The sequence below is a fragment of the Anaeromyxobacter dehalogenans 2CP-1 genome (assembly GCF_000022145.1).
Classification (GTDB): Bacteria; Myxococcota; Myxococcia; order Myxococcales; family Anaeromyxobacteraceae; genus Anaeromyxobacter; species Anaeromyxobacter dehalogenans.
In genome coordinates, this window is the sequence record NC_011891.1 from 860,857 (window position 1) to 882,455 (window position 21,599).

Sequence of the window (21,599 nt, forward strand, 5' to 3'; positions counted from 1 at the left end):
CCTCCCTGCTCCCGCCGCTACCGTCCGGTCACCGGCCGCAGGAACGCCCGCGCCTCCTCGAAGATGAGGTCGAGCGAGCCCGTCAGCTCGTGCCCGTCGTCCACCTCGACGAGGCGCGCGCCCGGCGTGCGCGCGACGAACGCGGCCACGTCCTCGAGCGGGATGGTCTCGTCGCGCCGGCCGGCGATGCAGAGCGTGGGCACCCGCACCTCGGGGAACGCCGGCCAGCCCTGGGCGTCCTCGAAGAACTGCCACCCGAGGCGCCGCCTCCGGCCGGAGGCGAAGTGGTCCACCTCGAGCCCCCGCGCGCGCCAGCCCTCGAGGTCGGCCGGCCCGAGGCGGCGCGACCAGCGCTCGAACAGCCGGAACGCCGGGGCCATCAGCACCAGCCGCTCGATGGACGGATCGCGCGAGGCCGCCACCGCCGCGAGGTAGCCGCCCAGCGAGCTGCCGATGATCGCGTGCGGCGGCGCCGCCTCGTCGAGCAGCCGCTCCGCGATCGCCAGCATGGAGGACGGCGAGGAGCGCTCGAAGCCGTCGTCACCGGGGGTGAGATCCGGCGTCTCCAGGTGGACGCCCGCGTCCGCGAAGCGCGAGGCCAGCGCGCGGGCCTTGGTCGAGGAGGGCCCGGAGGCGAAGCCGTGCAGGTACAGGAGCATCGGGGCAGCCTAGCCGAGGACGGGCCGCGCCGCCCTACTTCCCGGCCTTCTCCCGCAGCGCCCGGAGCCGCTCGCCCAGCGCCTTCTCCAGGCCATTCTCGGAGAGCTGGACCACCTGCTCGCCACGGAGCGCGTCGGGCAGGTACTCCTCGGCCACGTAGTGGCCCTCGAAGTTGTGCGGGTATCGGTAGCCGCCGCCGTAGCCGAGCCCCTCCATCAGCTTGGTGGGCGCGTTGCGGAGCTTGAGCGGCACCGGCAGCGGCCCGCGCTCGCGCACCAGGCGCCGCGCGTTGCCGTAGGCGGCGATGGCGGTGTTCGACTTGGGCGCGAGCGCCAGGTAGATGGCGGCCTGGCTCATGGGCAGCACGCCCTCCGGCAGCCCCACCAGCTCGACCGCCTGCAGCGCCGACACCGCCACCTGCAGCGCCTGCGGGTCGGCGTTGCCCACGTCCTCGGACGCGAAGATCACCATCCGCCGGAGCACGAAGCGCGGGTCCTCGCCCGCCTCCAGCATCCGGACCATGTAGTAGACGGCGGCGTCCGGGTCCGAGCCACGGAGCGACTTGATGAACGCGGAGACGACGTTGTAGTGCTCCTCGCCCTGCTTGTCGTAGTTGACGGTGCGTGCCTGCAGCGCCTCTTCCGCGTCGGCCTTCTCCACCGCGGGGCGGCCGGCGAGCCGCACCGCCGCGGCCGACACCTCGAGCGCGTTCAGCGCCTTGCGCGCGTCGCCGTAGCTGAGGCGGGCGATGGTGTCGCGGGCCTCGGGCGTGAGCGCGACCGCGCCCGCCAGCCCCTCCGGCGCCGCCACGGCGCGATCGAGCAGCGCCGCCACCTCGTCCTCGGTGAGCGCCCGCAGCGTCGCGACGCGGCAGCGCGACAGGAGCGCGGCGTTCACCTCGAACGACGGGTTCTCGGTGGTGGCGCCGATGAGCGTGATGGTCCCGTCCTCCACGTGCGGCAGGAACGCGTCCTGCTGCGCGCGGGTGAAGCGGTGGATCTCGTCGACGAACAGGATGGTGCGCTTGCGGTGCATGCGGCGCCGGTCGCGCGCCGCGGCCACGATCTCGCGAATCTCCTTCACCCCGCCCAGCACCGCGCTGAACGGCACGAAGTCCGCGCCGGTGCGCTGCGCCACGATGCGCGCCAGCGTGGTCTTCCCGGTGCCCGGCGGGCCCCACAGGATGAGCGACGGCACCTGGTCCGCCTCGATCGAGCGCCGCAGCGCGGTGCCGGGGCCCAGGACGTGCTCCTGGCCGGCGAAATCCTCCAGGCGGCGGGGGCGCATCCGCTCGGCGAGCGGCTTGCCGCTCGGGTCGTCCGCGACGGCGCGATCGAAGAGGTCCATGAAACCGCTTATATAATGCTCCGCATGGACGGCCATCCGTGTCCCGTGCCGAAGCGCGTGGGGATCGTGCACAAGGTCTCGAGCGCCGAGGCGTCGGAGACGGCGGTGTACGTGGGGCAGTTCCTCGAGGGGAAGGGCGTCGAGGTGCTCCGCGACGAGGCGGAGGTGGCGCGCTCCGCCGACCTGGTGGTGGTGCTCGGCGGCGACGGCACGCTCATCCACGCCGCCGGCCTGCTCGACGGCCGCCCGGTGCCCATCCTCGGCGTGAACATGGGGAGCCTCGGCTTCATGACCGAGGTCCCGCAGAGCGGCATGTACGCGGCGATGGACGACGTGCTGGCCGGGCGCGCCACGCTGTCCGAGCGCATGAAGCTGCGCGTGCACCTGCACCGCGGCGGCAGCTCCGAGCGCGCGCTCGACGCCGAGGTGCTGAACGACGTGGTGATCGCGAAGGGCGCGCTGTCGCGCATGGTCGAGCTCGACACCCGCTGCTCCGGCGAGTACGTCACGACCTACAAGGCGGACGGCATCATCGTCGCGACGCCCACCGGCTCGACCGCCTACGCGCTCGCCGCGAACGGGCCCATCATGTACCCGACCATGCGCGGCGTGATCATCGCGCCGATCTGCCCGCACATGCTCACGCAGCGGCCGCTGGTGGTGCCGGACGAGGAGAAGATCGAGATCCTGCTGGTGAACGACAGCGAGGTCTTCATGACGCTGGACGGCCAGAGCGGCGTGAAGCTCGAGCGCGGCGACCGGATCCAGGTGAAGCAGTCGTACAACCGCGTGCTGCTGGTGCGGAACAAGTCGCTCGACTTCTTCGGGATCCTGCGCGCGAAGCTGCGCTGGGGCGAGCGCTGAGCGACGCGCCCTGAACGGGCCGACCACTGAAAATTTGCGCAGCGTCAGGGGCCCGTGGATCATGGGCCCATGCTCACGACGCTGCGCATCTCCGGCCTCGCCGTCGTCGACGCGGTGGAGGTCCGGTTCGGCCCCGGGCTGAACGTGCTCACCGGCGAGACGGGCGCCGGCAAGTCGATCCTGGTGAACGCGCTCCACCTCGTGCTGGGCGGCCGCATGACCGCGGACGTGCTGCGCGAGGGCGCCGACGAGGCGGTGGTCGAGGCGCTGTTCGAGCTCCCCGCCGCGCACCCGGTGTTCGGCCGCCTCGACGCCGCCGGGCTCCCGATCCGGCCCGAGCCGGGCGCGGTGAGCTGCGAGCTCCTGGTGCGGCGCGTGGCGGCGCGCGGCGGCCGCGGGCGCGCCTTCGTGAACGGGGCCCTGTGCACCGTCTCGATGCTGGAGACGGCGCTGCGGGGCGTGGTGGACATCTCCGGCCAGCACGAGCACGTGTCGCTGCTCGATCCCTCGGTGCACCTCGAGCTGCTCGACGCGTTCGCCGGCCTGGACGCGATCTCGGAAAACGGCGCGGAGCCGACCCTCCTCCGGTACCGCGCCGCGCACGCGGCGCTCGCCGCCCTCGTCCGCGAGCGGGAAGCGCTCGCCGCGGACGAGGGCGAGCGGGCGCGGCGGGCGGACTACCTCGCGTTCCAGCTCCGCGAGCTGGAGTCGGCCGATCCCAGGCCGGGCGAGCTGGAGTCCCTCGAGGACGAGCGGCGCGTGCTCGCCTCGGCCGAGAAGCTGCGCGAGGCCGCGCGGGCTGCCGAGGCGCTGGCGTACGGCGAGGAGGGGAGCGCCTCGGAGCGGGTGGGACAGGCGGCGCGCGCGCTCGCCGAGGCGTCGCTGCTCGACCGCCGCCTGGAGGCGCCGCTCGGGCTGCTGCGCTCGGCGGCGGTGGAGCTGGAGGAGGCCGGGCGCGAGCTGGGGCGCTACGCCGAGGCGGTGGGTGGCGACCCGGAGCGGCTCGCGTCGGTGGAGGACCGGCACGAGCTGCTGCGGGCGCTCGCGCGCAAGCACGGCGGCACGCTGGAGGGCGCCATCGCGCGCCGCGACCAGATGCGCGGGGAGCTGGCACGGCTGCAGGGTGGCGGCGAGCGGCTCGCGGTGGTGCAGGCGGAGATCGAGCAGCGCGGCCGCGAGGCGGCGCGCCTCGCCGCGGCGCTCTCCCGGGCGCGTGCGGAGGCGGCCCAGGCGTTCGCGGAGGCGGTGCGGCGCGAGCTCGCCGGGCTCGCCATGGGGCGCTGCCGGCTCGAGGTGGCGCTGCTGCCGCCCGAGGCCGGGGTCGAGGTGGGCGGCAAGCTGCTCGGGCCGGCCGGCGCGGAGCGCGCCGAGATCCTCATCGCTCCGAACCCGGGCGAGCCGCCGCGCGGGCTCGGCCGGATCGCCTCCGGCGGCGAGCTCTCGCGCCTGCTCCTCGCGGTGAAGCGCACCATCTCGCGCCGCGATCCGGTGGCGACGTACGTCTTCGACGAGGTGGACGCCGGCATCGGCGGCGCGGTGGCCGAGGCCATGGGCCGCGTGCTCTCCGACGTCTCGAAGGGCCGGCAGGTGATCTGCATCACGCACCTGCCGCAGGTGGCCGCGTTCGCCGATCGGCACCATCGCGTCGAGAAGCGCGTCGCGGGCGGGCGGACGCACACCGGCGTCGAGCTGCTCGGCGACGACGCGGGGCGGCGCCAGGAGGTCGCCCGCATGATGGCGGGCGTGACCGTGACCGCCTCGGCGCTCGAGCACGCGGCCGCCCTCATGGCGGCCGCACGCCAGCCCGCCGCGCCGCCGGTGGCCGCCGAGCGCGGGCGGCGCGCGGTGCCCGCCCGGGCCGCGGCGCGACGGGTGGCGCGGGCCGGCTGAGCCGCCCGCGCGGCCGACCGGGGGATCCTGGGACGCCGCGGGGTCGCACCGGGCCGTCGAGGGGTCACGAACGCGGACCGCGGCGTTCGGCGAGACGATGGCAACCGCGTTGACCCCTCAGTCTGCGGAAAGGTACGCTCCGCGCGTGGCGGCCACGCCTGTCCTGACGATCGCTGCCCACGGCGTCACGGACGTCGGCCAGCGGCGCGATCACAACGAGGACGCGTTCCTGGTCGATCCCGCGCTGGGGCTGTACGTGGTCGCCGACGGCATGGGCGGCCACGCGGGCGGCGGCACGGCATCCCGGCTCGCGGTCGAGACCATCCAGGAGTCGATCCGCGCGGCGCGCGACGGCGCGCCGGAGGTGTTCGAGGGGGCGAACGGGGTCGAGGACAGCCGCCTCCCGGACCTGCTCCGCGACGCGGTCGAGGCGGCCTGCGCGCGGATCTTCCAGACGGCCCAGGACGCTCCCGAGCTCGCCGGGATGGGGACCACCGTCACCGCGGCGCTCATCGACGGCCGGGTGGCGTTCGTGGCGCACGTGGGCGACAGCCGCTGCTACCTGCTGCGCGAGGGGCGCATCTACCAGGTCTCCGAGGACCACTCGCTCGTCAACGAGCAGCTCAAGGCCGGCACCATCAGCGCCGACGAGGCGAAGCACAGCCGCTTCAAGAACATCATCACTCGATCGGTGGGGTTCGAGGCGCAGGTCCAGGTCGATCTCATGGGCCTCGAGCTCGAGGACGGCGACGGGCTCGTGATCTGCTGCGACGGCCTGTCCAACCTGGTGGACGACGACGAGATCCTCCAGATCGTGGACGAATGCCCCATCGACGCGTCGCCGGCGCGCCTGGTCGAGCTCGCGAACGATCGCGGCGGCGACGACAACATCACCGTGATCGTGATCCGGGCGGGCCGCGAGCCGATCCTGGCCGGCTGACGCCTGCCCGCCCGCTCGCGCAGTGCGGGTCCGGGCTGGGGTAAGGTGGGCAAAACCCTTTCTTGACAGGCAACTTCGGGCTCTGTTACCGGTCTGCCTCGGGGTCCCGTACCTCCGGGACTGGCGTTCATCCTGCGGCGTCGCGTCGCTAGCTTCTCGGGCGCATGCCTGGGGACCAACGGAGCGTGGATCGGATGGCGGTACCGCCCAAGACCCAGGTGTTCACGGTCATCGTGGTCTCCGACCACTCGCAGGCGATCCGCAAGTTCCGCGTCCCCCAGAAGTGGCTGAAGAAGGCGGCTTACGGCGGCGGTGCCGTCGTGCTGGTCGGGCTGCTCGCCCTCGGTCACTACCTCTCCCTGCTCGGGTCGTCCTCGGAGAACGGCGTCCTCAAGGAGGAGAACGCCCAGCTCCGATCGCAGATCCTGCTGGTCCAGGAGAAGGTCGCCCACATCTCGGCGACCCTCGACCGCGTCGAGCGCTTCGACGCGAAGCTCCGCACCGCGGTGACGCAGCTCCAGGATCCGGAGCGGAACCTCGCCATCGGGCCGGTCGGCAACGCCGACGGCGAGCCGTCGATCCCCGGGCCCGCCCCCGCCGCCGAGGCGAGCATCGCCGCGCTGCCCGGGAAGCTGGGCTCGCTCGAGACCGAGGCCTCGCGCCAGGAGCAGAGCCTGCGCGAGCTGCAGGAGTACTTCGACGACCAGCGCTCGCTGCTCGCCTCCACGCCGTCGATCTGGCCGGCGCGCGGCTGGGTGACCTCCGACTTCGGTACCCGCATCGACCCGTACACGGCCGAGCGGAAGATGCACCAGGGCCTCGACATCGCCACCCCGCACGGCCAGCCCATCTACACGCCGTCGGACGGCACGGTGGTGTTCGCCGGCACCGAGGGCGCGTACGGCAAGGTGCTGGTCCTCGACCACGGCTACGGCGTGAAGACCCGCTACGCCCACCTCTCCGAGGTCTTCGTCCGCCTGGGCGACCGCGTGAAGCGCGGCGACAAGGTGGCCGCCGTCGGCAACACCGGCCGCTCCACCGGCCCGCACCTGCACTACGAGGTGCGCGTGAACGGCATCCCGGAGAACCCGAGGAAGTTCATCCTGGAGTGATCCCGGCGGCCGGCGCTCGCGCGCCGCCGTGGTGAGCCCCGGGATGGCGCCGATGGCGAGCGCGTCGAGCCGCGAGCGGGCCGCCGCCCGTGTCTCAGCGCCCGGCGGCGCGCGCGAGGTCCCGCGGCACGCGCGCGGGGTCGATGCGTCCGTAGCCCGCGAACAGCTGGCCGGTGAGCGTCGCGCCGTCGCGCAGGGGCGGGCGCCGATCGCGGATCGGGCTGTTGAGGCGGGTGCCGTCGGGCGCGAGCGTCGCGTCCGGCCGGCCCGGGGTGAGCGCGGCCCGCACCACCGCGCGCCCGCCGCGGTGCAGGAACACCACCGTCCCGCCGCGCACGCGCTCCACCACGCCCACGTGCGTGAACGGGTCGTCGGCGCGCCCGTCGCGATCGCGGTCGTACGTGTCGTGGAAGAAGACCAGGTCGCCGGGCGCGGGCCACTGGCCGCCGCCACCGAAGGCGACGCCGTACGCGCGCACCGCCTGGTATGCGGCCGCGGCCCCGGACGTCTCGCGCGGCGAGGCGAGCGCCATGAGCCGGCGCAGCGGGATCCCCTCGGCCTGGTAGACGGCCTGGACGAAGCCGGAGCAGTCGGGGTTGAAGCGCTCGCCGCCGGCCCGGAACGCGCCGCGCTCGCCCACGAGCGCTGCGGCCCGCTCGGCCAGGCGCTCGCCGAGGTCGCCGTCACCGCCGCGGGCCGGATCGGGCCGGCCGACCCGGGCCGGTCCGGCGCAGGCGGCGAGCGCGAGCGCCGCGAGCGCGAGCGGGGCGAGGCGGGACACGCTGCCACTGTAGAGGGCCCCCTCCGGCTGTCAAAACGACGGCCAACCATGCGTGGGGCCTCCCATTTGATTTCGTCTGGCGCGGCGTTACCTAAGCAGGTAGCCTCGGCGGCCCCTGGAGCCCGGGTCCGGCGTGACCTCGCGCCAGGGAAGAGGCGCCCGCTCGACGGAACGCGTCGGAGCGGGCGCCTGTTTCGTCAGGGGGACAGGTGCGCGCCCCCGCACGCGGGGACCGGGCCAACCGGAGATTCGAGCAGATCATGTTCAACTACGTCCTGAAGAAGGTCCTCGGCACCAAGAACGAGCGCGAGCTGAAGCGCCTCCGGCCGCTCGTGGCGCGGGTCGCCGAGCTGGAGCCGCGCATGAAGGCGCTCCGGGACGAGGACTTCCCCCGGCTGATCGCCGAGTGGAAGCAGCAGGTCCGCGAGAAGGGGCGCACGCTCGACGACCTCATGCCGGAGGCGTTCGCGCTGGTGCGCGAGGCGGGGGTCCGCGCGCTGGGCATGCGCCACTTCGACGTGCAGCTCATCGGCGGCGCGGTGCTCCACTCCGGGAAGATCGCCGAGATGAAGACCGGCGAGGGCAAGACGCTGGTCGCGACGCTGCCGTGCGTGCTGAACGCGCTCTCCGGCCGCGGCGTGCACGTCGTCACCGTGAACGACTACCTGGCCCGGCGCGACGCCGAGTGGATGGGCCGCCTGTATCGCTTCTGCGGGCTCCGCACCGGCGTCATCGTCCACGGCCTCACCGACCGCGAGCGCCAGGAGGCCTACGGCTCGGACATCACCTACGGCCAGAACAACGAGTTCGGCTTCGACTACCTGCGCGACAACATGAAGTTCAGGCTCCAGGACTACGTCCAGGGCGAGCTGAACTTCGCCATCGTGGACGAGGTGGACTCGATCCTCATCGACGAGGCGCGCACCCCGCTCATCATCTCGGGCCCGTCGGACGAGTCGTCCGAGCTCTACGCGCGGGTGAACGGGGTCATCCCGTCGATGATCCGCGACCAGGACTTCACGGTGGACGAGAAGAGCCGCACCATCGTGATGACCGACGCGGGCGTGGAGAAGATGGAGAAGAAGCTCTCCGTCCAGAACCTCTACGCGCCCGAGGAGATCGAGACCCTCCACCACGTCGAGCAGGCGCTCCGCGCCCACCACATCTACCGGAACGAGGTGGACTACGTGGTGAAGGACGGCGAGGTCCTCATCGTCGACGAGTTCACCGGCCGCCTCATGCCCGGCCGGCGCTGGTCGGACGGCCTGCACCAGGCCGTCGAGGCGAAGGAGGGCGTGAAGATCGAGGCGGAGAACCAGACGCTCGCCACCATCTCCTTCCAGAACTACTTCCGCATGTACTCGAAGCTCGCGGGCATGACCGGCACCGCGGACACCGAGGCGGAGGAGTTCGCCAAGACCTACAACATCGACGTCGTCGTCATCCCGACGAACAAGAAGAACGTCCGCAAGGACTCCGAGGACGTCGTCTACAAGACCGAGGGCGAGAAGTTCGACGCGCTCTGCACCGAGATCGAGCAGCGCCACGGCACCGGGCAGCCGGTGCTGGTCGGCACCGTCTCGGTGGCGAAGAGCGAGGTGGTCTCGACCCTGCTGAAGCGGCGCGGCGTCCCCCACGCCGTCCTGAACGCCAAGCACCACCAGCGCGAGGCGGAGATCGTCGCGCAGGCCGGTCGCAAGGGCGCGGTGACCATCTCCACCAACATGGCCGGCCGCGGCACCGACATCATCCTGGGCGGCAACGCCGAGATGATGGCGAAGCACGAGGTGGGCCCGGAGCCGGACGCGCCCATGGAGGGCGAGGAGGAGCAGGCGTTCCTCGACCGCAAGGCCGACTGGGGGCGGCGCCTCGAGGCCGCGCTGGAGAAGCTGAAGGCGCAGACCACCGCGGAGCACGAGGAGGTCGTGAAGCTGGGCGGCCTGCACATCGTCGGCACCGAGCGCCACGAGTCGCGGCGCATCGACAACCAGCTCCGCGGCCGCGCCGGCCGCCAGGGCGACCCCGGCTCGTCGATCTTCTACCTGTCCCTCGAGGACGAGCTCATGCGCATCTTCGGGTCCGACCGGATCCAGGGGCTCATGGGCCGCATGGGCATGAAGGACGGCGAGCAGATCGAGCACCCCTGGCTCACCAAGGCCATCGAGGGCGCGCAGAAGAAGGTCGAGGCGCACAACTTCGACATCCGCAAGAACCTGCTCGAGTACGACGACGTCATGAACCAGCAGCGCCGGTCGATCTACCGGCTGCGGCGCATGGTGCTGGGCTTCGGCGCGGGCGTGCCGGTGGTCGAGTACGAGGAGGATCCCAAGACCAAGAAGAAGACCCGGCACGAGCAGGTGTTCACCTGGGCCGACGCGGGCGAGCACATGCTCGACCTCGTGGAGGACCTGGTGGTCGAGATGGTCGGCGCGAGCTGCCCGAGCCGCGTCGCCGACTGGGATCTCGACGGCCTGTCGGCGAACATCCGCGAGCAGTTCGGCGTGGAGATGAAGTTCACGCCGCCGGTCGGCCGCGCCCAGGAGGCGCGCCGCGCGCTCGAGGAGCAGGTCTTCAACGTGGTGGAGAAGCTGTACCGGGCCAAGGAGGAGGAGCTCGGGAAGGACCCCGAGGGCACCCCGGTGCTGCGGCGCTGGGAGCAGTACCTGTACCTCCAGGCCATCGACCAGCAGTGGAAGGACCACCTGCTCTCGATGGACCACCTGCGCCAGGGCATCGGCCTGCGCGGCTACGGCCAGAAGGACCCGAAGCAGGAGTACAAGAAGGAGGGCTACGAGATGTTCGTGCAGATGACCTGGCGCGTGAAGAGCGCGGTCATCGGCAACCTCCTCCGCCTGCAGCTCGTCCGCCAGGAGACCGCCGAGGAGCTCGAGGCGAAGCGCCTGGCCATGCAGCGCAAGGCGCTCCAGCGGATCACCGCCAGCCACGCCGAGTCCGCCGGCGACGGCGACGCGAAGCCCGCGCCCAAGCAGGAGACGGTGGTGCGCCAGCACCCCAAGGTCGGCCGCAACGACCCCTGCCCGTGCGGCTCGGGCAAGAAGTACAAGAAGTGCCACGGCGCGACCGAGGCCGCGGTCTAGCGGCCTTCGACTCCGGCCGGGGCCGCGGCCCGGCCTCCGCTCGGCGTGAGCGGATCGTCCGCGACGCCCTCGGGGGCCGGCGGCTTCCCTGCGTGTGCCGTGGAGGCGCCGCTCGCGGGAAGCGCGCCGCTCGCGGTGAGCTCCGTCGCAGCACCAGCGGATGAGAGCGGGGCTAGAACGCCTCCAGCACGAGCACGTACAGCTCCACGCCGAACCGGCTCGCCGCGAGATCGACGCGGATGTTCGCGCCGTCGTCGGTGAGCTTCCAGCGCAGGCCGAGCCCCCCGGACGCCTTCACCGACTGCAGCGTGAGCGCCCGCAGCGACGGCGCCACGTCGCCGACGGCGGCGAACGCCGCCGCGCCCAGGCGGCCCACCACCGGCGTGCGGAGCTCCGCCTGCGTGACCCAGTCCACGCGGTCGCGGTAGCGCCCCTCGCGGATCCCGCGCAGGAACCGCGTGCTGCCCAGCTTCGGCAGCAGCGTGAACGGCGGCTCGCCGTGCGCCCCCTCGGCGTAGGCGTGCAGGCCCAGCACGCGCCGGTGGCCGAGCGGCACGAAGTGGCGCGCCTCCGCCACGCCGCGGCCGAAGGTGGCGTGCCGCCGCCCCAGCGCCGCCGGCGCGTACACGTACCAGGCCTGCAGCACCGTCCCGCGCATCGGCCAGAACGTGCTGTCGCGCGTGTCGTAGGTGGCGCTCGCGCCCGCGGCGGCCGCGGTGTAGCCGTCCCAGCCCGCGACCGTGCCGCGCGCCAGCAGTCCGCCCGGCTCGCGCTCCTGGACCTCCTCGGCGCGCAGGTCCACCCGCGGCCCGACGCGGAGGTTCGGGACCACCGGCAGCTCGGCGGTGACCACCGCCTCCGCGCCGCGGCGGGTGAACTTCTCGCGGTCGTCGCTCGTGGTGTGTGGGCCGATCCCGTAGAAGACGTCCGGGAAGTGGACCACGCGCGTGCGGCCGCTCAGCAACGTGCCGTTCGGCAGGTAGATCTCGCCGGCGACGTCCACCGAGCCCTGCCGCTCCAGCGTGTAGACCGCGCCCACGAACACGCTCGAGGGGCGGGGCGCGCCGCGCAGGTCGAGGTGCAGGCCGCCGGTGGCGCCGAAGCCGAGCCGCGTCTCGGGGAGCCAGAACAGCACCGGCAGCGCGAACCAGCGGTTGCCGTGGCGCTGGGCCTCGGCGGCCGCCACGTGGCCCTCCGGGTGCGCGGCGGTCTCGGCGGTGCGCTCCCCCGGCTCGGCGGCGGGCGGCGGGTTGTCGGACGCGCTCGCGCCGGCGGCCTCGGCGGACGCCGCGGTCCCGGGGGAGGGCCCGGGGGCAGGGGCGGGGGACGGGGCCGCGGCGGCGCGGGCGGCGGCGAGCAGCAGCAGGGCGAGCGAGGAGCGGGCGGCGAGGCGCATCGGCCGCGAGAGGCTACCACCGGCGCCGGCCCGGCGCCGCGATCTCCGCCGCGGACGCCGCGTTCGACGTGGCGCCTCGGCGGTCCCTCCGATGGTAGAAGCTGCACCGCTGGTCGGTTCCACGATGCGGGCCCGGATGGGCCCCCGCAGGGTGAGCGATGCAAGTGCCCGAGCCGTTCGACCTCGTCCTCACCGTCCGGAGCCACGGCTGGTACGACCTGCCGCCGTGGCGCTGGGACGAGGCCCGCCGCGTGCTCGGGCGCCCCCTGCGGCTCTCCGGCGCACGCGTCGCGTACGCGGAGGTGGCCGAGGGCGAGCCCGGCCGGCTCGCGTTCCGCGCGTTCGCGCAGGGGCGGCTCGGCGCCGCCGAGGCGCGGGAGGCGCGCGCGCTGCTCGGCGCCTGCCTCGCGCTCGACGAGGACCTCGCGCCGTTCCAGGCGCTCGCGGCGGAGCTCGAGCGCCGGCGCGCCGCGGGGAAGGGGCGCGACCTGCCCGACCTGCGCTGGGCGCTGGCGCGCGGCGCGGGCCGGCTGCTCCGGTCACCCACCGTGTACGAGGACGCGGTGAAGACGCTCTGCACCACCAACTGCTCCTGGGCGCTCACCCGCTCCATGGTGACGCGCCTGTGCGAGACGCTCGGCGAGCCCGGGCCGCTCGCCACCCGCGCCTTCCCCACCGCCGAGGCCATGGCCGCGCGGACCGAGCGCTTCTACCGCGACGAGATCCGCGCCGGGTACCGGGCGCCGTTCCTGCTCGCGCTCGCGCGCGGCGCCGCGGACGGGACGCTCGACCTCGAGGCGCTGCGCCGCTCCCCGCTCGACACCGACGCGCTCGGCCGCCGGATCTCGGGGCTGAAGGGCTTCGGCCCCTACGCGACCGAGCACCTGCTCCGCCTGCTCGGCCGCCACGATCACCTGGCGCTGGACTCGTGGACGCGCCCCAAGCTCGCACGCCTCCGGGGGAAACGCCGGCCCCCGGCGGATCGCACGCTGCGGCGCTGGTTCGCGCCCTACGGGCGGTGGGCCGGGCTGGCCATGTGGCTGGAGGTGACCGCCGACTGGCACGGGGACGCGCCGAGCTGGCCCTGACCCGCGCCCGCGCGGGATGCCGCCGGCGCGGCGCCGCCCGGCCGGGGAAATGGTAGAAGATCGGTCTCGACCGGAGGCGACATGAAGGCAGCGTTCGTGCTGGTGAAGTGCGAGCTGGGCCGCATCGAGGAGGTGGCGAACGCGCTCATGGAGATCGAGGGCGTGTCCGAGGTCCACTCCGTCACCGGCACCTGGGACCTGCTCGTGAAGCTCTACGCCCCCGAGTACGACGCCTTCGGAGATCTCATCCCTGACCAGGTCCAGAAGGTGGCCGGCGTCCGCGACACGGAGACGCTGCTCGCCTTCCGCGCGTTCAAGCCGCTCGCCTGACCCCGCCACCCGCAGCGTCCAGATCGCCCGCATCGCCGACACGAGGAGACGAGGAGCCATGGCCTTCCGCATCCGCCAGCCGGTCCGCCACCCCGACGTCGATCGCGCCGGGATCGTGTACTTCCCGCGCTTCTACGACTTCTTCCACCGCGCGCTGGAGGACTTCTTCACCGCCGAGGTCGGGATCCCGTTCTGGGATCTCGGCGACCAGCTCAAGGTCGCGCTGCCGGTGGTGCGCATCGAGACCGACTTCGAGAAGCCGCTGCAGCACGGCGACGCGGTGACGATCCAGCTCACCACGCTGCACATCGGCGCGCACTCGATCTCGATCCGCTACGACGTCTTCCGGCCGAACGAGGCCGAGACCGCCGCGAGCTCGACGATCGTGCTCTGCTGCATCGAGGTGCCCGCCTGGAAGAAGGCGCCCATCCCGCCGGAGATCCGGGCGGCGTTCGAGAAGCATCGGGTGTAGGGGCGCGCGGCGCCAGTTGTCGCGGGGCGGAGCTGACCCGGGCGCGGTTCTCACTTCCCGTCACATCGGGGAAACCGCACGTTCCACGCTCACCGGGAGGTGAGGCGTGGACGGAGCGCCGTCCGGTTTCTGGGGAAAGCTGCGACGTCCGCCGGGCGGACCGGTGGAGCGCTGGCATCCGCTCGTCGCGCACTGCGCCGATGTCGCGGCTTGCCTCGAGGCGCTTCTCGCCGATGACGTCATTCGCTCGAGGCTGGCGCGCCTCGCCGGCCTTGGCGACCTCACGCCGCCCCAGCGGGCGCGGCTCTGCGTCCTCGGTGCGCTCCACGACGCCGGCAAGTTCAACCACGGCTTCCAGCGGAAGGGAGATCCGGCTCCGTCCGACGTGGCGGGGCACGTGGGCGAGCTGTTCGCGCTGCTCGCAGCGCCCGGTCCGGAGCGCTCCGCGCTCGCCGAGGCGCTCTCGCTTCGCGAGATCGACGGCTGGGGTGCCTCCCGGCTGCTCGTGGCCGCCCTCGCGCACCACGGCGCCCCGGAGAACGTGCGCAGCCCGAGCCGGCCGCCCCGTGCTGCCCTGTGGCGTCCGGCCGACGGTCGGGACCCGATCGGTGGCATCGCCTGCCTGGCGGACGCCGCACGATCGTGGTTCCCGGCGTGGCGCGAGCCGGCCGACCCGTTTCTCGACCGACCGGCGTTCCAGCACGCATTCAGCGGGCTCGTCACTCTCGCCGACTGGGTCGGCTCGGACGAAGCGTCCTTCCCGTACGCCTCGACGAAGGACGGCCGCATGTCCTTCGCGCGGGAGCGCGCGCCCGAGGGGCTCCGGCGCCTGTGGATCGACCCGAGCGCGGCCAGGACGGCGCTGGGAGGGCGTGCGCCGGCCTTCACCCGCCTCTTCGATGTGCCGAGCCCCCGTCCAGCGCAGCAGGCCGTTCTCGACCTGCCGGTGGCCCCGGAGGGCGGGCTCACCGTGCTGGAGGCCGAGACAGGGTCCGGAAAGACGGAAGCAGCCGTGGCGCGCTTCGCCCGTCTCTTCGCCGACGGGCTGGTGAACGGAATGTACTTCGCGCTCCCGACCCGCACCTCTGCCACGCAGATCCACCGGCGCCTGGTGGACGCGATGCGGCGCTGCTTCCCCGACGAGAACTCGCGCCCGCCGGTGGTGCTGGCCGTGCCCGGCTATCTGCGAGTCGACGACGCAGAAGGCAAGCGCGACCCGCGACTGCCACCGTTCTCGGTCTCGTGGCCCGACGACGAGCAGGAGCGCATGCGCTGGCGCGGATGGGCGGTCGAGCACGGCAAGCGATACCTAGCGGGCACCGTGGTCGTCGGCACCATCGACCAGGTCCTCCTCTCCGCGCTCCCGCTGAAGCACGCGCACCTGCGCGCCGCGTCGCTCCTGCGCCACCTCCTCGTGGTGGACGAGGTGCACGCCTCGGACGCGTACATGAACCGCTTGCTCGCGACGGTGCTGGATCGCCACCTCGCCGCCGGCGGGCACGCGCTCCTCATGTCGGCGACGCTGGGCGCCGCCGCGCGCGAGCGGTTCACCCGGGCGCGCGACGACGCGACCCCACCGCCGCTCTCTACGTGCGCGGAGATGCGCTACCCCGGCATCACCTGTCGGAGCGCCGGGTCGCGGGTTGCGGATTCCAGGCCTCGGCCCGCGGGCGCAGCAGGCAACCCGAAGCCGATCACCGTCGAGTCGGTGGCGATCCTCGAGGATCCGTCCGCCGTGGCGCGGCGGGCGCTCGACGCTGCACGCGCGGGCGCCCGGGTGCTGGTGATCCGCAACACGGTGAACGGCGCGCTCGCCGTGCAGCGAGCGCTCGAGGTGCTCGCGGCGCCGGCAGACGGCGCACGCCTCTTCACGTGCGAAGGGCAGGCCGCACCGCACCACTCGAGGTACGCAGGCCCGGATCGCGAGCGGCTGGATCGGGCCATCGAGTCCGCGCTTGGGAAGGGAACGGACCCGGGCGGCCACGTGGTCGTCGCGACGCAGACCGTCCAGCAGAGCTTGGACCTCGACGCGGACTTTCTCCTTACGGATCTCTGCCCGGCCGACGTGCTGCTGCAGCGCGCCGGGCGCCTGCATCGGCACGCGGATCGCGTTCGTCCGGCCGGGTTCGAGCGCGCGCGCGTCATGCTGCTGGTGCCCAGCACGCCGGACCTCGGCAGGTACATCGACGGCCGCGGCGCGGCCCGCGGACCCCACGGCATCGGCACCGTCTACCGCGATCTCCGGATCCTCGAAGCGACTTGGGCGTTCATCCGCCACCGCCCGGAGATCGACATCCCAGCGATGAACAGGGCCTTCGTCGAGGCGGCCACCCACCCCGAGGCGCTCGCAGGAGTGGTCGCCCGCGGGGCGGGCCGGTGGGGCCTGCACGCTCGCGCGGTCACCGGCGCGCTCCTCGGAGAGCAGGTGCTTGCGGCGACAAACGCCTTCGACTGGGACCGACCGTTCGGCGACGCCGGGTTCCCCACCGGCTTCGACGCGGTGGTGAAGACCCGGCTCGGCGCTGGCGATCGGATCGCCAGGTTCGAGCCGGCGGTCCCGTCGCCCTTCGCCGGGAGCGTCGAATTCTTGAGCATCCCCGCATGGTTTGCGCAGGGTGCGGGATCGGAAGAGGTGCCGCGAAGCGTGAACGTGTCTGGCCGCTTCGTACGGTTCCAGTTCGGAGCACGACGCTTCGTCTACGACCGGCTCGGCCTTCGTCCTGAGGACGCCAGCGGACCACCGCACGAGGAGGATGCTGCAGATGCCTAGTCGGAAGAGCGCGGGGACCGTCAAAGCGGGGAAGCGAGCTTCGCTGAAGAAGGCGCCGGTCGAGCGGAAGCCGCCGGCGACGCCTGCGCACGACCTGCTCGCCGATCCTTTGCTCGGCGTTGCGCTGCAGGGAGGCGCGCGAGAGTGGCTCGACCTTCCCGGTGTGCTGGAGGCGCTCGGGAAGGATGAGATCGAGGGCTTCTCGGCGCTCCAGGCGCATCAGCAGCACGCCTGGCACGCGTTCCTGGTCCAGCTCGCAGCGATCGCGCTCCATCGCGCAGAAGAGCGTTCGCCCAGGCTCAAGGCCGCCCGGTGGCGAGAGCTGCTCGCGGCGCTCACCAAGGGGCGCCACGAGCCGTGGACGCTGGTCGTGCCAGATCTGCCCCGTCCCGCCTTCCTGCAGCCGCCGGTGCTCGATGGGACGCTCGATGGCTTCAAGGCGCGGCTCGCTCGTTCCGACGAGCTCGACCTGCTCGTCACCTCGAAGAACCATGATGTGAAGGCGGCGAGGGCTGCGAATGCTCGTCCGGAGCACTGGGTGTATGCGCTCGTGTCGCTCCAGACGATGCAGGGGTTCTCCGGTAGGTCGAACTACGGAATCGCGCGGATGAACGGCGGGGCCGGCAGCAGGCCGGGACTGGGCCTGGCGCCGGGCCACGCGCTCGGCGCGCGGTTCCGTCGCGACACCGCGGCTGCGCTCGAAGCCCGCGATGCGATCCGTGGGCCCCGTGGATACAAGGCGCGCGGCGGCATCGCGCTCCTGTGGCTCGAGCCCTGGGACGGGAAGTCGGCGCTCACGCCCGGCGACCTGGATCCACTGTTCATCGAGATCTGCCGCCGCGTCCGGCTCGACCTCGTCGACGGGATGATCGGCGCACACACCGTCGGGAGCGCAAATGCGCGGATCGACGCTGGCGATCTCAGGGGCAACACGGGCGATCCGTGGACGCCGGTCCAGAAGGCGGAGAGCAAGCCCTACACGGCAACGGAGGCCGGGTTCTCGTACCGCGTGCTGCACCGGCTCCTAGGCGACGACTACCAGCCGGGAGTTGCGCAGGTCCCCCGCCGGGGCGACAGCGAGGTCGAGATTGTCGCGACCGTGCTGGCGCGAGGCATGGGCAAGACGGCGGGCTTCCACGAGCGGCGGGTTCCGGTTCCCGGTGACCTCTTGCCCTGGCTCGCGGACGCTGGACGGCGCGCGCTCCTCGGCGCCTTTGCCGGCCAGCGCGTCCAGCTCGCGGCTGACGTGCAGCGGCACGTGCTGAAGCCTGCCGTGCTGGCGTACCTGCAGGGCGCGCCCGACGAGCTCAACTTCAAGGATCGCCGCGCCGGCGCGTGGCTCGAGGCTCACGACGCCGAGGTCGATCGGATCTTCTTCGAGCGCCTCTGGGCGGACCTCTCGCGCGACGCGGAGCGCGCCCTCGCGGAGTGGGCGAGGACGGTGCTGGACCTGGCCCGCGCCCAGCTCCAGTCCGCTTTCGAGGACGCGCCCGTTCCCATCGCGCGTCGCTACCGCGCCATCGCGGCCGCCGAGCGGGTCTTCGAGGGCGCGGCGCGGAAGCACGTGAAGCTCGCATTCGACCCGGAGAAGGAGCAACGACATGAAGCCTGAGGAGCACTCGACCCTTCAGCGCTCCGACGAGCGGTCGCTCTCGAGCCGCGTGAACGCGTTGGCCCGGGCGATCGCGTCCGGCTCGCCCGGAGACGTGGCGGCGCTGCGGCGCCTCACCCCGGACGATCCGGCCTCGCCGGCTTTCTGGCGCCTGGCGGCGGCGCACCTCGACGGCGCGCTCCCCGCGGGAGGCGGCGAAGCGCGAGAAGAGGCCGAGCGGAGCTGGGCCGCGGTCATGAGCGGCATGGCGCTGACGGCGGGCCTGCACGTGCCACGTCGCCGGGCCGGGGCCGCGCTGGCGCAGGCTGGGTACTCCGAGCTCCGCTTCGAACGGCTGCTGCGCGCATCGGGGCCGCAGCTCTTCCGCGAGGTCAGGGCCGCCGCGGCGTTCCTCGCCTCCAAGGCGGTGGAGTTCGACTGGACCGATCTCGCCGCGCTCGTGCTCGGCGACGGTGGCCCTTCCGCAGAGCGAACCCGCCGCGCGCTCGCGCGCAGCTTCTATCAGCAGCTCCCCACGCAGGACTGACCGAGGACACTCATGAGCCGATTCGTTCAGATTCACACGCTGACCTCGTACCCTGCCTCGCTCCTGAACCGCGACGATGCGGGGTTCGCGAAGCGCATCCCGTTCGGTGGCGTCACGCGGACCCGGATCTCGTCCCAGTGCCTGAAGCGCCACTGGCGCACGTTCGAGGGGGAGGAGGCGCTGTCCGGCCTGGGGCAGCCGATGTCGGTCCGCTCGCGCTACACGTTCGAGGAGTTCGTGGTGCAGCCGCTGGTGGACGAGGGTGTCCCCGCAGCGCTCGCGCGCGAGGTCACCCGGGCGCTCATGAACGAGGTGCTCGGGAAGAGCGCCAAGGCGGCGAAGGAGGACGCCAAGAACGGTGAGGAGAAGGAGGCGCAGAAGGACGCCGAGCCCGACCCGTCGCTGCAGACCGGGCAGATCACCGTGCTCGGTCGGCCGGAGGTGGCCTACATGCTCGACGTCGCTCGCGCGATTTGCAGCAAGAAGCCCGACGCCGCCAAGATCGCAAAGGCAGTCGCGGACCACCTCGGGGCGTCGGGGCGCGGCAACCTCCGAGAGCTGCGCCTCGGCGCCGGCCTCGATGCGGCCATGTTCGGACGGATGGTGACGAGCGACATCCTCGCGCGGGGGGACGCCGCCTTGCACGTCGCCCACGCGTTCACCGTCCACGCGGAGGCGACCGAGACCGACTACTTCTCCGCCGTCGATGACCTGCCGATGGCGCGGGCCGAGAACGGTCAGGGCAGCGGCCACATCGGCAACGCCGAGCTCACCTCGGGCCTATTCTACGGCTACGTCGTCATCGACGTGCCGCTGCTCGTCTCGAACCTCGAAGGCGTGGACCGCAAGGCGTGGGAGAAGGCGGACCGCGGGCTCGCGGGGCAGGTCGTCGAACGCATGGTCAGGCTGATCGCGACGGTCTCGCCGGGGGCGAAGCTCGGCTCCACCGCGCCACACGCGTATGCGCACCTGGTGCTCGCCGAGGCCGGCAACGCCCAGCCCAGGACGCTCGCGAACGCGTTCCTGAACCCGATCACGACCAGTCCGCGTCAGCCGGACCCGGTCGCGGCAGCGTACCGCGCTCTCGCGCAGCACGCCGCGGACCTCGATCGCATGTACGGCCCGGCGTTCCAGCGCCGGCTCGCGGCGATCGGACCGGCGGATGGCCTGGCTGACGCGCTGCGTGCCACGGCGAGCGCGAGCCTCGCCGAGGTGGCGGGGTGGGCCGCCGACCAGGTGCGAGGCGGGCGATGATCGAAACGCTCATCCTCCGCTTCGACGCGCCCCTGCTCGCCTTCGGCGGCGTCGCGGTGGACAACCAGGGCGTGGTCCAGGACTTCCCCGGCCTCTCCATGGTCGCAGGCCTGTTGGGGAACGCGCTGGGCTTCGACCACCGCGAGTTCGATCGGCTCGAAGCGCTGCAGCGCAGGCTGCGCGTGGCCGCGCGGCGCGACCGGAAGGGCCAGCGGCTGGTGGACTTCCAGACGGTCGCGCTCGGCCAGGCGTTCCTGGAGCAGGGCTGGACCACCCGTGGCGTGATCGAGGGGCGCGATGGCGCCTTCTCCGATGCGACGCACATCCGCTACCGCGCGTACTGGGCGGATGCCGTGTACACGCTCGCCATGACGCTCGAACCCGCCGCCGAAACGCCCGATCTCGACGCAGTAGAGCGCGCGCTGCGCGAGCCGGAGCGGCCGCTGTTCCTGGGGCGCAAGGCGTGCCTGCCGTCCGTGCCCATCCTCGCAGGGCGCCGTCGGTGTCCGGCGCTCCTTGCCGCGCTCGCAGGCTTCGAGCGGATCCCGCGGGAGCGATGGGAGGGCGGCGAGCCGGCGCCGCTCGCGGCCTGGATGCCGGGGAGCGAGGCCGCCGAGCCGCTGGTGCGGGAGTTCCCCGTCACCGACGAGCGAGACTGGGCCAACCAGCTCGTGGTGGGGCGTCGCATCGTCCGGCAGACGTCGATCATGCCCCCGGAGGCATCCAATGTCCGCTGACCTTCGCATGCTGCGCATGCGCTTCGACGCCGGTCGTCTGTACGAGCTCGGCCGTCGCAGGCGGCTGCCGCCTCGAACCGACCTCGGCTACCTGCTCCACTGCGAGCTGCGCGAGCTGTTCGGGGCCGATTCGCCGGCACCGTTCGCGGTTCGCGACGCCGCCGGCCGTGGGGTGACGGTGCTCGGCTACTCGAGCCGCCCGGCCGCGGCGCTCCAGCGCCACGCCCAGCAGTACGCGGACCCCGACGTGTACGCCGTCTGCGACTGGACCTCGCTCGACGAGAAACCGTTGCCGCAGCGGTGGGCGGCGGGCGAGCGGCTCGGGTTCGAGGTGCGCGCGTGTCCGGTGGTGCGGATGTCGAGCGACGGGCCGCGCTGGCGCGCGGGCGCGGAGGTCGATGCATACCTCGCCCGCTGCTGGCGAGCGGAGGGGCCGGTCGACCGCGAGGCCGTGTACCGCGAGTGGCTGCTGGAGGAGCTCCGGCGCCGCGGCGGCGCGCGGCTCATCTCCGCGCGCGTGATGGGTCACCAGCGCGGGCACGTCGTCCGGCGGGATCACCGGCCGGAGCGCAAGGCCGTCGGCGGCGAGCGGCCGGAGGCGGTGTTCTCGGGCGAGCTCGAGGTGGCGGACCCGGCGGCGTTCGGCGCGCTGCTCGCGCGGGGGGTGGGCCGGCATCGGGGGTTCGGCTTCGGGATGCTGCTGCTTCGGCCGCCGGGGTGAC

The 21,599-nt window shown here is 73.0% G+C and carries 18 protein-coding genes; 14 read left to right on the forward strand and 4 right to left on the reverse strand.

Annotated elements, in window-relative coordinates; translation table 11 throughout:
- Positions 1–17 precede the first annotated feature (17 nt).
- Positions 18–659: a YqiA/YcfP family alpha/beta fold hydrolase gene (locus A2CP1_RS03820; RefSeq protein ID WP_012632141.1), complete on the reverse strand. Its 642-nt coding sequence runs from the start codon at positions 657–659 to the stop codon at positions 18–20.
- Positions 660–693: 34 nt separating this feature from the next.
- Positions 694–2,007, reverse strand: coding sequence for a replication-associated recombination protein A (locus A2CP1_RS03825; protein WP_012632142.1), 1,314 nt, complete (start codon positions 2,005–2,007; stop codon positions 694–696).
- A gap of 24 nt (positions 2,008–2,031) precedes the next feature.
- On the opposite strand from A2CP1_RS03825, the gene A2CP1_RS03830 reads away from it, so the two are divergent.
- The 4 genes from A2CP1_RS03830 to A2CP1_RS03845 all read left to right on the forward strand — a co-directional run bounded on the left by A2CP1_RS03830 (position 2,032) and on the right by A2CP1_RS03845 (position 6,813).
- Entirely contained in the window at positions 2,032–2,871 is an 840-nt protein-coding gene (locus tag A2CP1_RS03830) for an NAD(+)/NADH kinase (RefSeq protein ID WP_245529973.1), read from the forward strand.
- Between the two features lie 69 nt (positions 2,872–2,940).
- Positions 2,941–4,761 carry a DNA repair protein RecN gene (gene recN / locus A2CP1_RS03835; RefSeq protein ID WP_012632144.1) on the forward strand — a complete coding sequence of 607 codons (1,821 nt, stop codon included), beginning with the start codon at positions 2,941–2,943 and terminating at the stop codon, positions 4,759–4,761.
- Between the two features lie 97 nt (positions 4,762–4,858).
- Positions 4,859–5,701: a Stp1/IreP family PP2C-type Ser/Thr phosphatase gene (locus A2CP1_RS03840; protein ID WP_012632145.1), complete on the forward strand. Its 843-nt coding sequence runs from the start codon at positions 4,859–4,861 to the stop codon at positions 5,699–5,701.
- A 194-nt stretch (positions 5,702–5,895) separates the two neighbouring features.
- Entirely contained in the window at positions 5,896–6,813 is a 918-nt protein-coding gene (locus A2CP1_RS03845; RefSeq protein ID WP_012524836.1) for a M23 family metallopeptidase, read from the forward strand.
- Positions 6,814–6,907: 94 nt separating this feature from the next.
- On the opposite strand, the gene A2CP1_RS03850 is transcribed toward A2CP1_RS03845, so the two are convergent.
- Positions 6,908–7,594: an NlpC/P60 family protein gene (locus tag A2CP1_RS03850; protein ID WP_012632146.1), complete on the reverse strand. Its 687-nt coding sequence runs from the start codon at positions 7,592–7,594 to the stop codon at positions 6,908–6,910.
- Positions 7,595–7,854: 260 nt separating this feature from the next.
- Between A2CP1_RS03850 and secA the strand changes: the two genes are divergently transcribed.
- Positions 7,855–10,692: a preprotein translocase subunit SecA gene (secA, locus tag A2CP1_RS03855; RefSeq protein WP_174315300.1), complete on the forward strand. Its 2,838-nt coding sequence runs from the start codon at positions 7,855–7,857 to the stop codon at positions 10,690–10,692.
- A gap of 172 nt (positions 10,693–10,864) precedes the next feature.
- Here secA and A2CP1_RS03860 read toward each other — a convergent pair whose 3' ends face one another.
- Positions 10,865–12,088, reverse strand: coding sequence for a BamA/TamA family outer membrane protein (locus A2CP1_RS03860; protein WP_012632148.1), 1,224 nt, complete (start codon positions 12,086–12,088; stop codon positions 10,865–10,867).
- A gap of 158 nt (positions 12,089–12,246) precedes the next feature.
- Here A2CP1_RS03860 and A2CP1_RS03865 point away from each other — a divergent pair, with 158 nt between their 5' ends.
- The 9 genes from A2CP1_RS03865 (at position 12,247) to A2CP1_RS03905 (ending at position 21,598) form a co-directional block, all read left to right on the forward strand.
- Positions 12,247–13,176, forward strand: a complete 930-nt coding sequence (locus tag A2CP1_RS03865; protein WP_012632149.1) for a DNA-3-methyladenine glycosylase family protein — start codon at positions 12,247–12,249, stop codon at positions 13,174–13,176.
- An 81-nt stretch (positions 13,177–13,257) separates the two neighbouring features.
- The gene (locus A2CP1_RS03870; RefSeq protein WP_011419797.1) at positions 13,258–13,506 is read left to right on the forward strand and encodes an Lrp/AsnC ligand binding domain-containing protein; all 249 of its coding nucleotides are present in this window, start codon (positions 13,258–13,260) and stop codon (positions 13,504–13,506) included.
- A gap of 58 nt (positions 13,507–13,564) precedes the next feature.
- A complete protein-coding gene (locus tag A2CP1_RS03875; protein ID WP_012632150.1) occupies positions 13,565–13,978 on the forward strand; it encodes an acyl-CoA thioesterase in 414 nt (137 codons plus the stop codon).
- Between the two features lie 106 nt (positions 13,979–14,084).
- Positions 14,085–16,748: a CRISPR-associated helicase/endonuclease Cas3 gene (locus A2CP1_RS03880; protein WP_012632151.1), complete on the forward strand. Its 2,664-nt coding sequence runs from the start codon at positions 14,085–14,087 to the stop codon at positions 16,746–16,748.
- Positions 16,732–18,360, forward strand: a complete 1,629-nt coding sequence (gene casA / locus A2CP1_RS03885) for a type I-E CRISPR-associated protein Cse1/CasA (protein ID WP_245529974.1) — start codon at positions 16,732–16,734, stop codon at positions 18,358–18,360. The genes A2CP1_RS03880 and casA overlap by 17 nt, the downstream gene beginning before the upstream one ends.
- Positions 18,350–18,886 carry a type I-E CRISPR-associated protein Cse2/CasB gene (gene casB / locus A2CP1_RS03890; protein WP_012632153.1) on the forward strand — a complete coding sequence of 179 codons (537 nt, stop codon included), beginning with the start codon at positions 18,350–18,352 and terminating at the stop codon, positions 18,884–18,886. Before casA ends, casB begins: the two co-directional genes overlap by 11 nt.
- A gap of 12 nt (positions 18,887–18,898) precedes the next feature.
- Positions 18,899–20,140, forward strand: a complete 1,242-nt coding sequence (gene cas7e / locus A2CP1_RS03895; protein ID WP_012632154.1) for a type I-E CRISPR-associated protein Cas7/Cse4/CasC — start codon at positions 18,899–18,901, stop codon at positions 20,138–20,140.
- Complete coding sequence (gene cas5e / locus A2CP1_RS03900; protein WP_012632155.1) at positions 20,137–20,877, forward strand: type I-E CRISPR-associated protein Cas5/CasD; 741 nt, start codon at positions 20,137–20,139, stop codon at positions 20,875–20,877. The genes cas7e and cas5e overlap by 4 nt, the downstream gene beginning before the upstream one ends.
- Positions 20,867–21,598 (forward strand): type I-E CRISPR-associated protein Cas6/Cse3/CasE, encoded by a 732-nt coding sequence (locus tag A2CP1_RS03905; RefSeq protein ID WP_012632156.1) that lies wholly within the window; start codon positions 20,867–20,869, stop codon positions 21,596–21,598. The genes cas5e and A2CP1_RS03905 overlap by 11 nt, the downstream gene beginning before the upstream one ends.
- The last annotated feature ends 1 nt before the right edge of the window (position 21,599 follow it).

Bases quoted from the DNA above. Each gene is read 5' to 3' on its own strand.
- A2CP1_RS03820 (WP_012632141.1), bottom strand. From the start codon at position 659: ATGCTCCTGTACCTGCACGGCTTCGCCTCCGGGCCCTCCTCGACCAAG.
- A2CP1_RS03825 (WP_012632142.1), bottom strand. From the start codon at position 2,007: ATGGACCTCTTCGATCGCGCCGTCGCGGACGACCCGAGCGGCAAGCCG.
- A2CP1_RS03830 (WP_245529973.1), top strand. From the start codon at position 2,032: ATGGACGGCCATCCGTGTCCCGTGCCGAAGCGCGTGGGGATCGTGCAC.
- recN (WP_012632144.1), top strand. From the start codon at position 2,941: ATGCTCACGACGCTGCGCATCTCCGGCCTCGCCGTCGTCGACGCGGTG.
- A2CP1_RS03840 (WP_012632145.1), top strand. From the start codon at position 4,859: ATGGCAACCGCGTTGACCCCTCAGTCTGCGGAAAGGTACGCTCCGCGC.
- A2CP1_RS03845 (WP_012524836.1), top strand. From the start codon at position 5,896: ATGGCGGTACCGCCCAAGACCCAGGTGTTCACGGTCATCGTGGTCTCC.
- secA (WP_174315300.1), top strand. From the start codon at position 7,855: ATGTTCAACTACGTCCTGAAGAAGGTCCTCGGCACCAAGAACGAGCGC.
- A2CP1_RS03860 (WP_012632148.1), bottom strand. From the start codon at position 12,088: ATGCGCCTCGCCGCCCGCTCCTCGCTCGCCCTGCTGCTGCTCGCCGCC.
- A2CP1_RS03865 (WP_012632149.1), top strand. From the start codon at position 12,247: ATGCAAGTGCCCGAGCCGTTCGACCTCGTCCTCACCGTCCGGAGCCAC.
- A2CP1_RS03870 (WP_011419797.1), top strand. From the start codon at position 13,258: ATGAAGGCAGCGTTCGTGCTGGTGAAGTGCGAGCTGGGCCGCATCGAG.
- A2CP1_RS03875 (WP_012632150.1), top strand. From the start codon at position 13,565: ATGGCCTTCCGCATCCGCCAGCCGGTCCGCCACCCCGACGTCGATCGC.
- casA (WP_245529974.1), top strand. From the start codon at position 16,732: ATGCTGCAGATGCCTAGTCGGAAGAGCGCGGGGACCGTCAAAGCGGGG.
- casB (WP_012632153.1), top strand. From the start codon at position 18,350: ATGAAGCCTGAGGAGCACTCGACCCTTCAGCGCTCCGACGAGCGGTCG.
- cas7e (WP_012632154.1), top strand. From the start codon at position 18,899: ATGAGCCGATTCGTTCAGATTCACACGCTGACCTCGTACCCTGCCTCG.
- cas5e (WP_012632155.1), top strand. From the start codon at position 20,137: ATGATCGAAACGCTCATCCTCCGCTTCGACGCGCCCCTGCTCGCCTTC.
- A2CP1_RS03905 (WP_012632156.1), top strand. From the start codon at position 20,867: ATGTCCGCTGACCTTCGCATGCTGCGCATGCGCTTCGACGCCGGTCGT.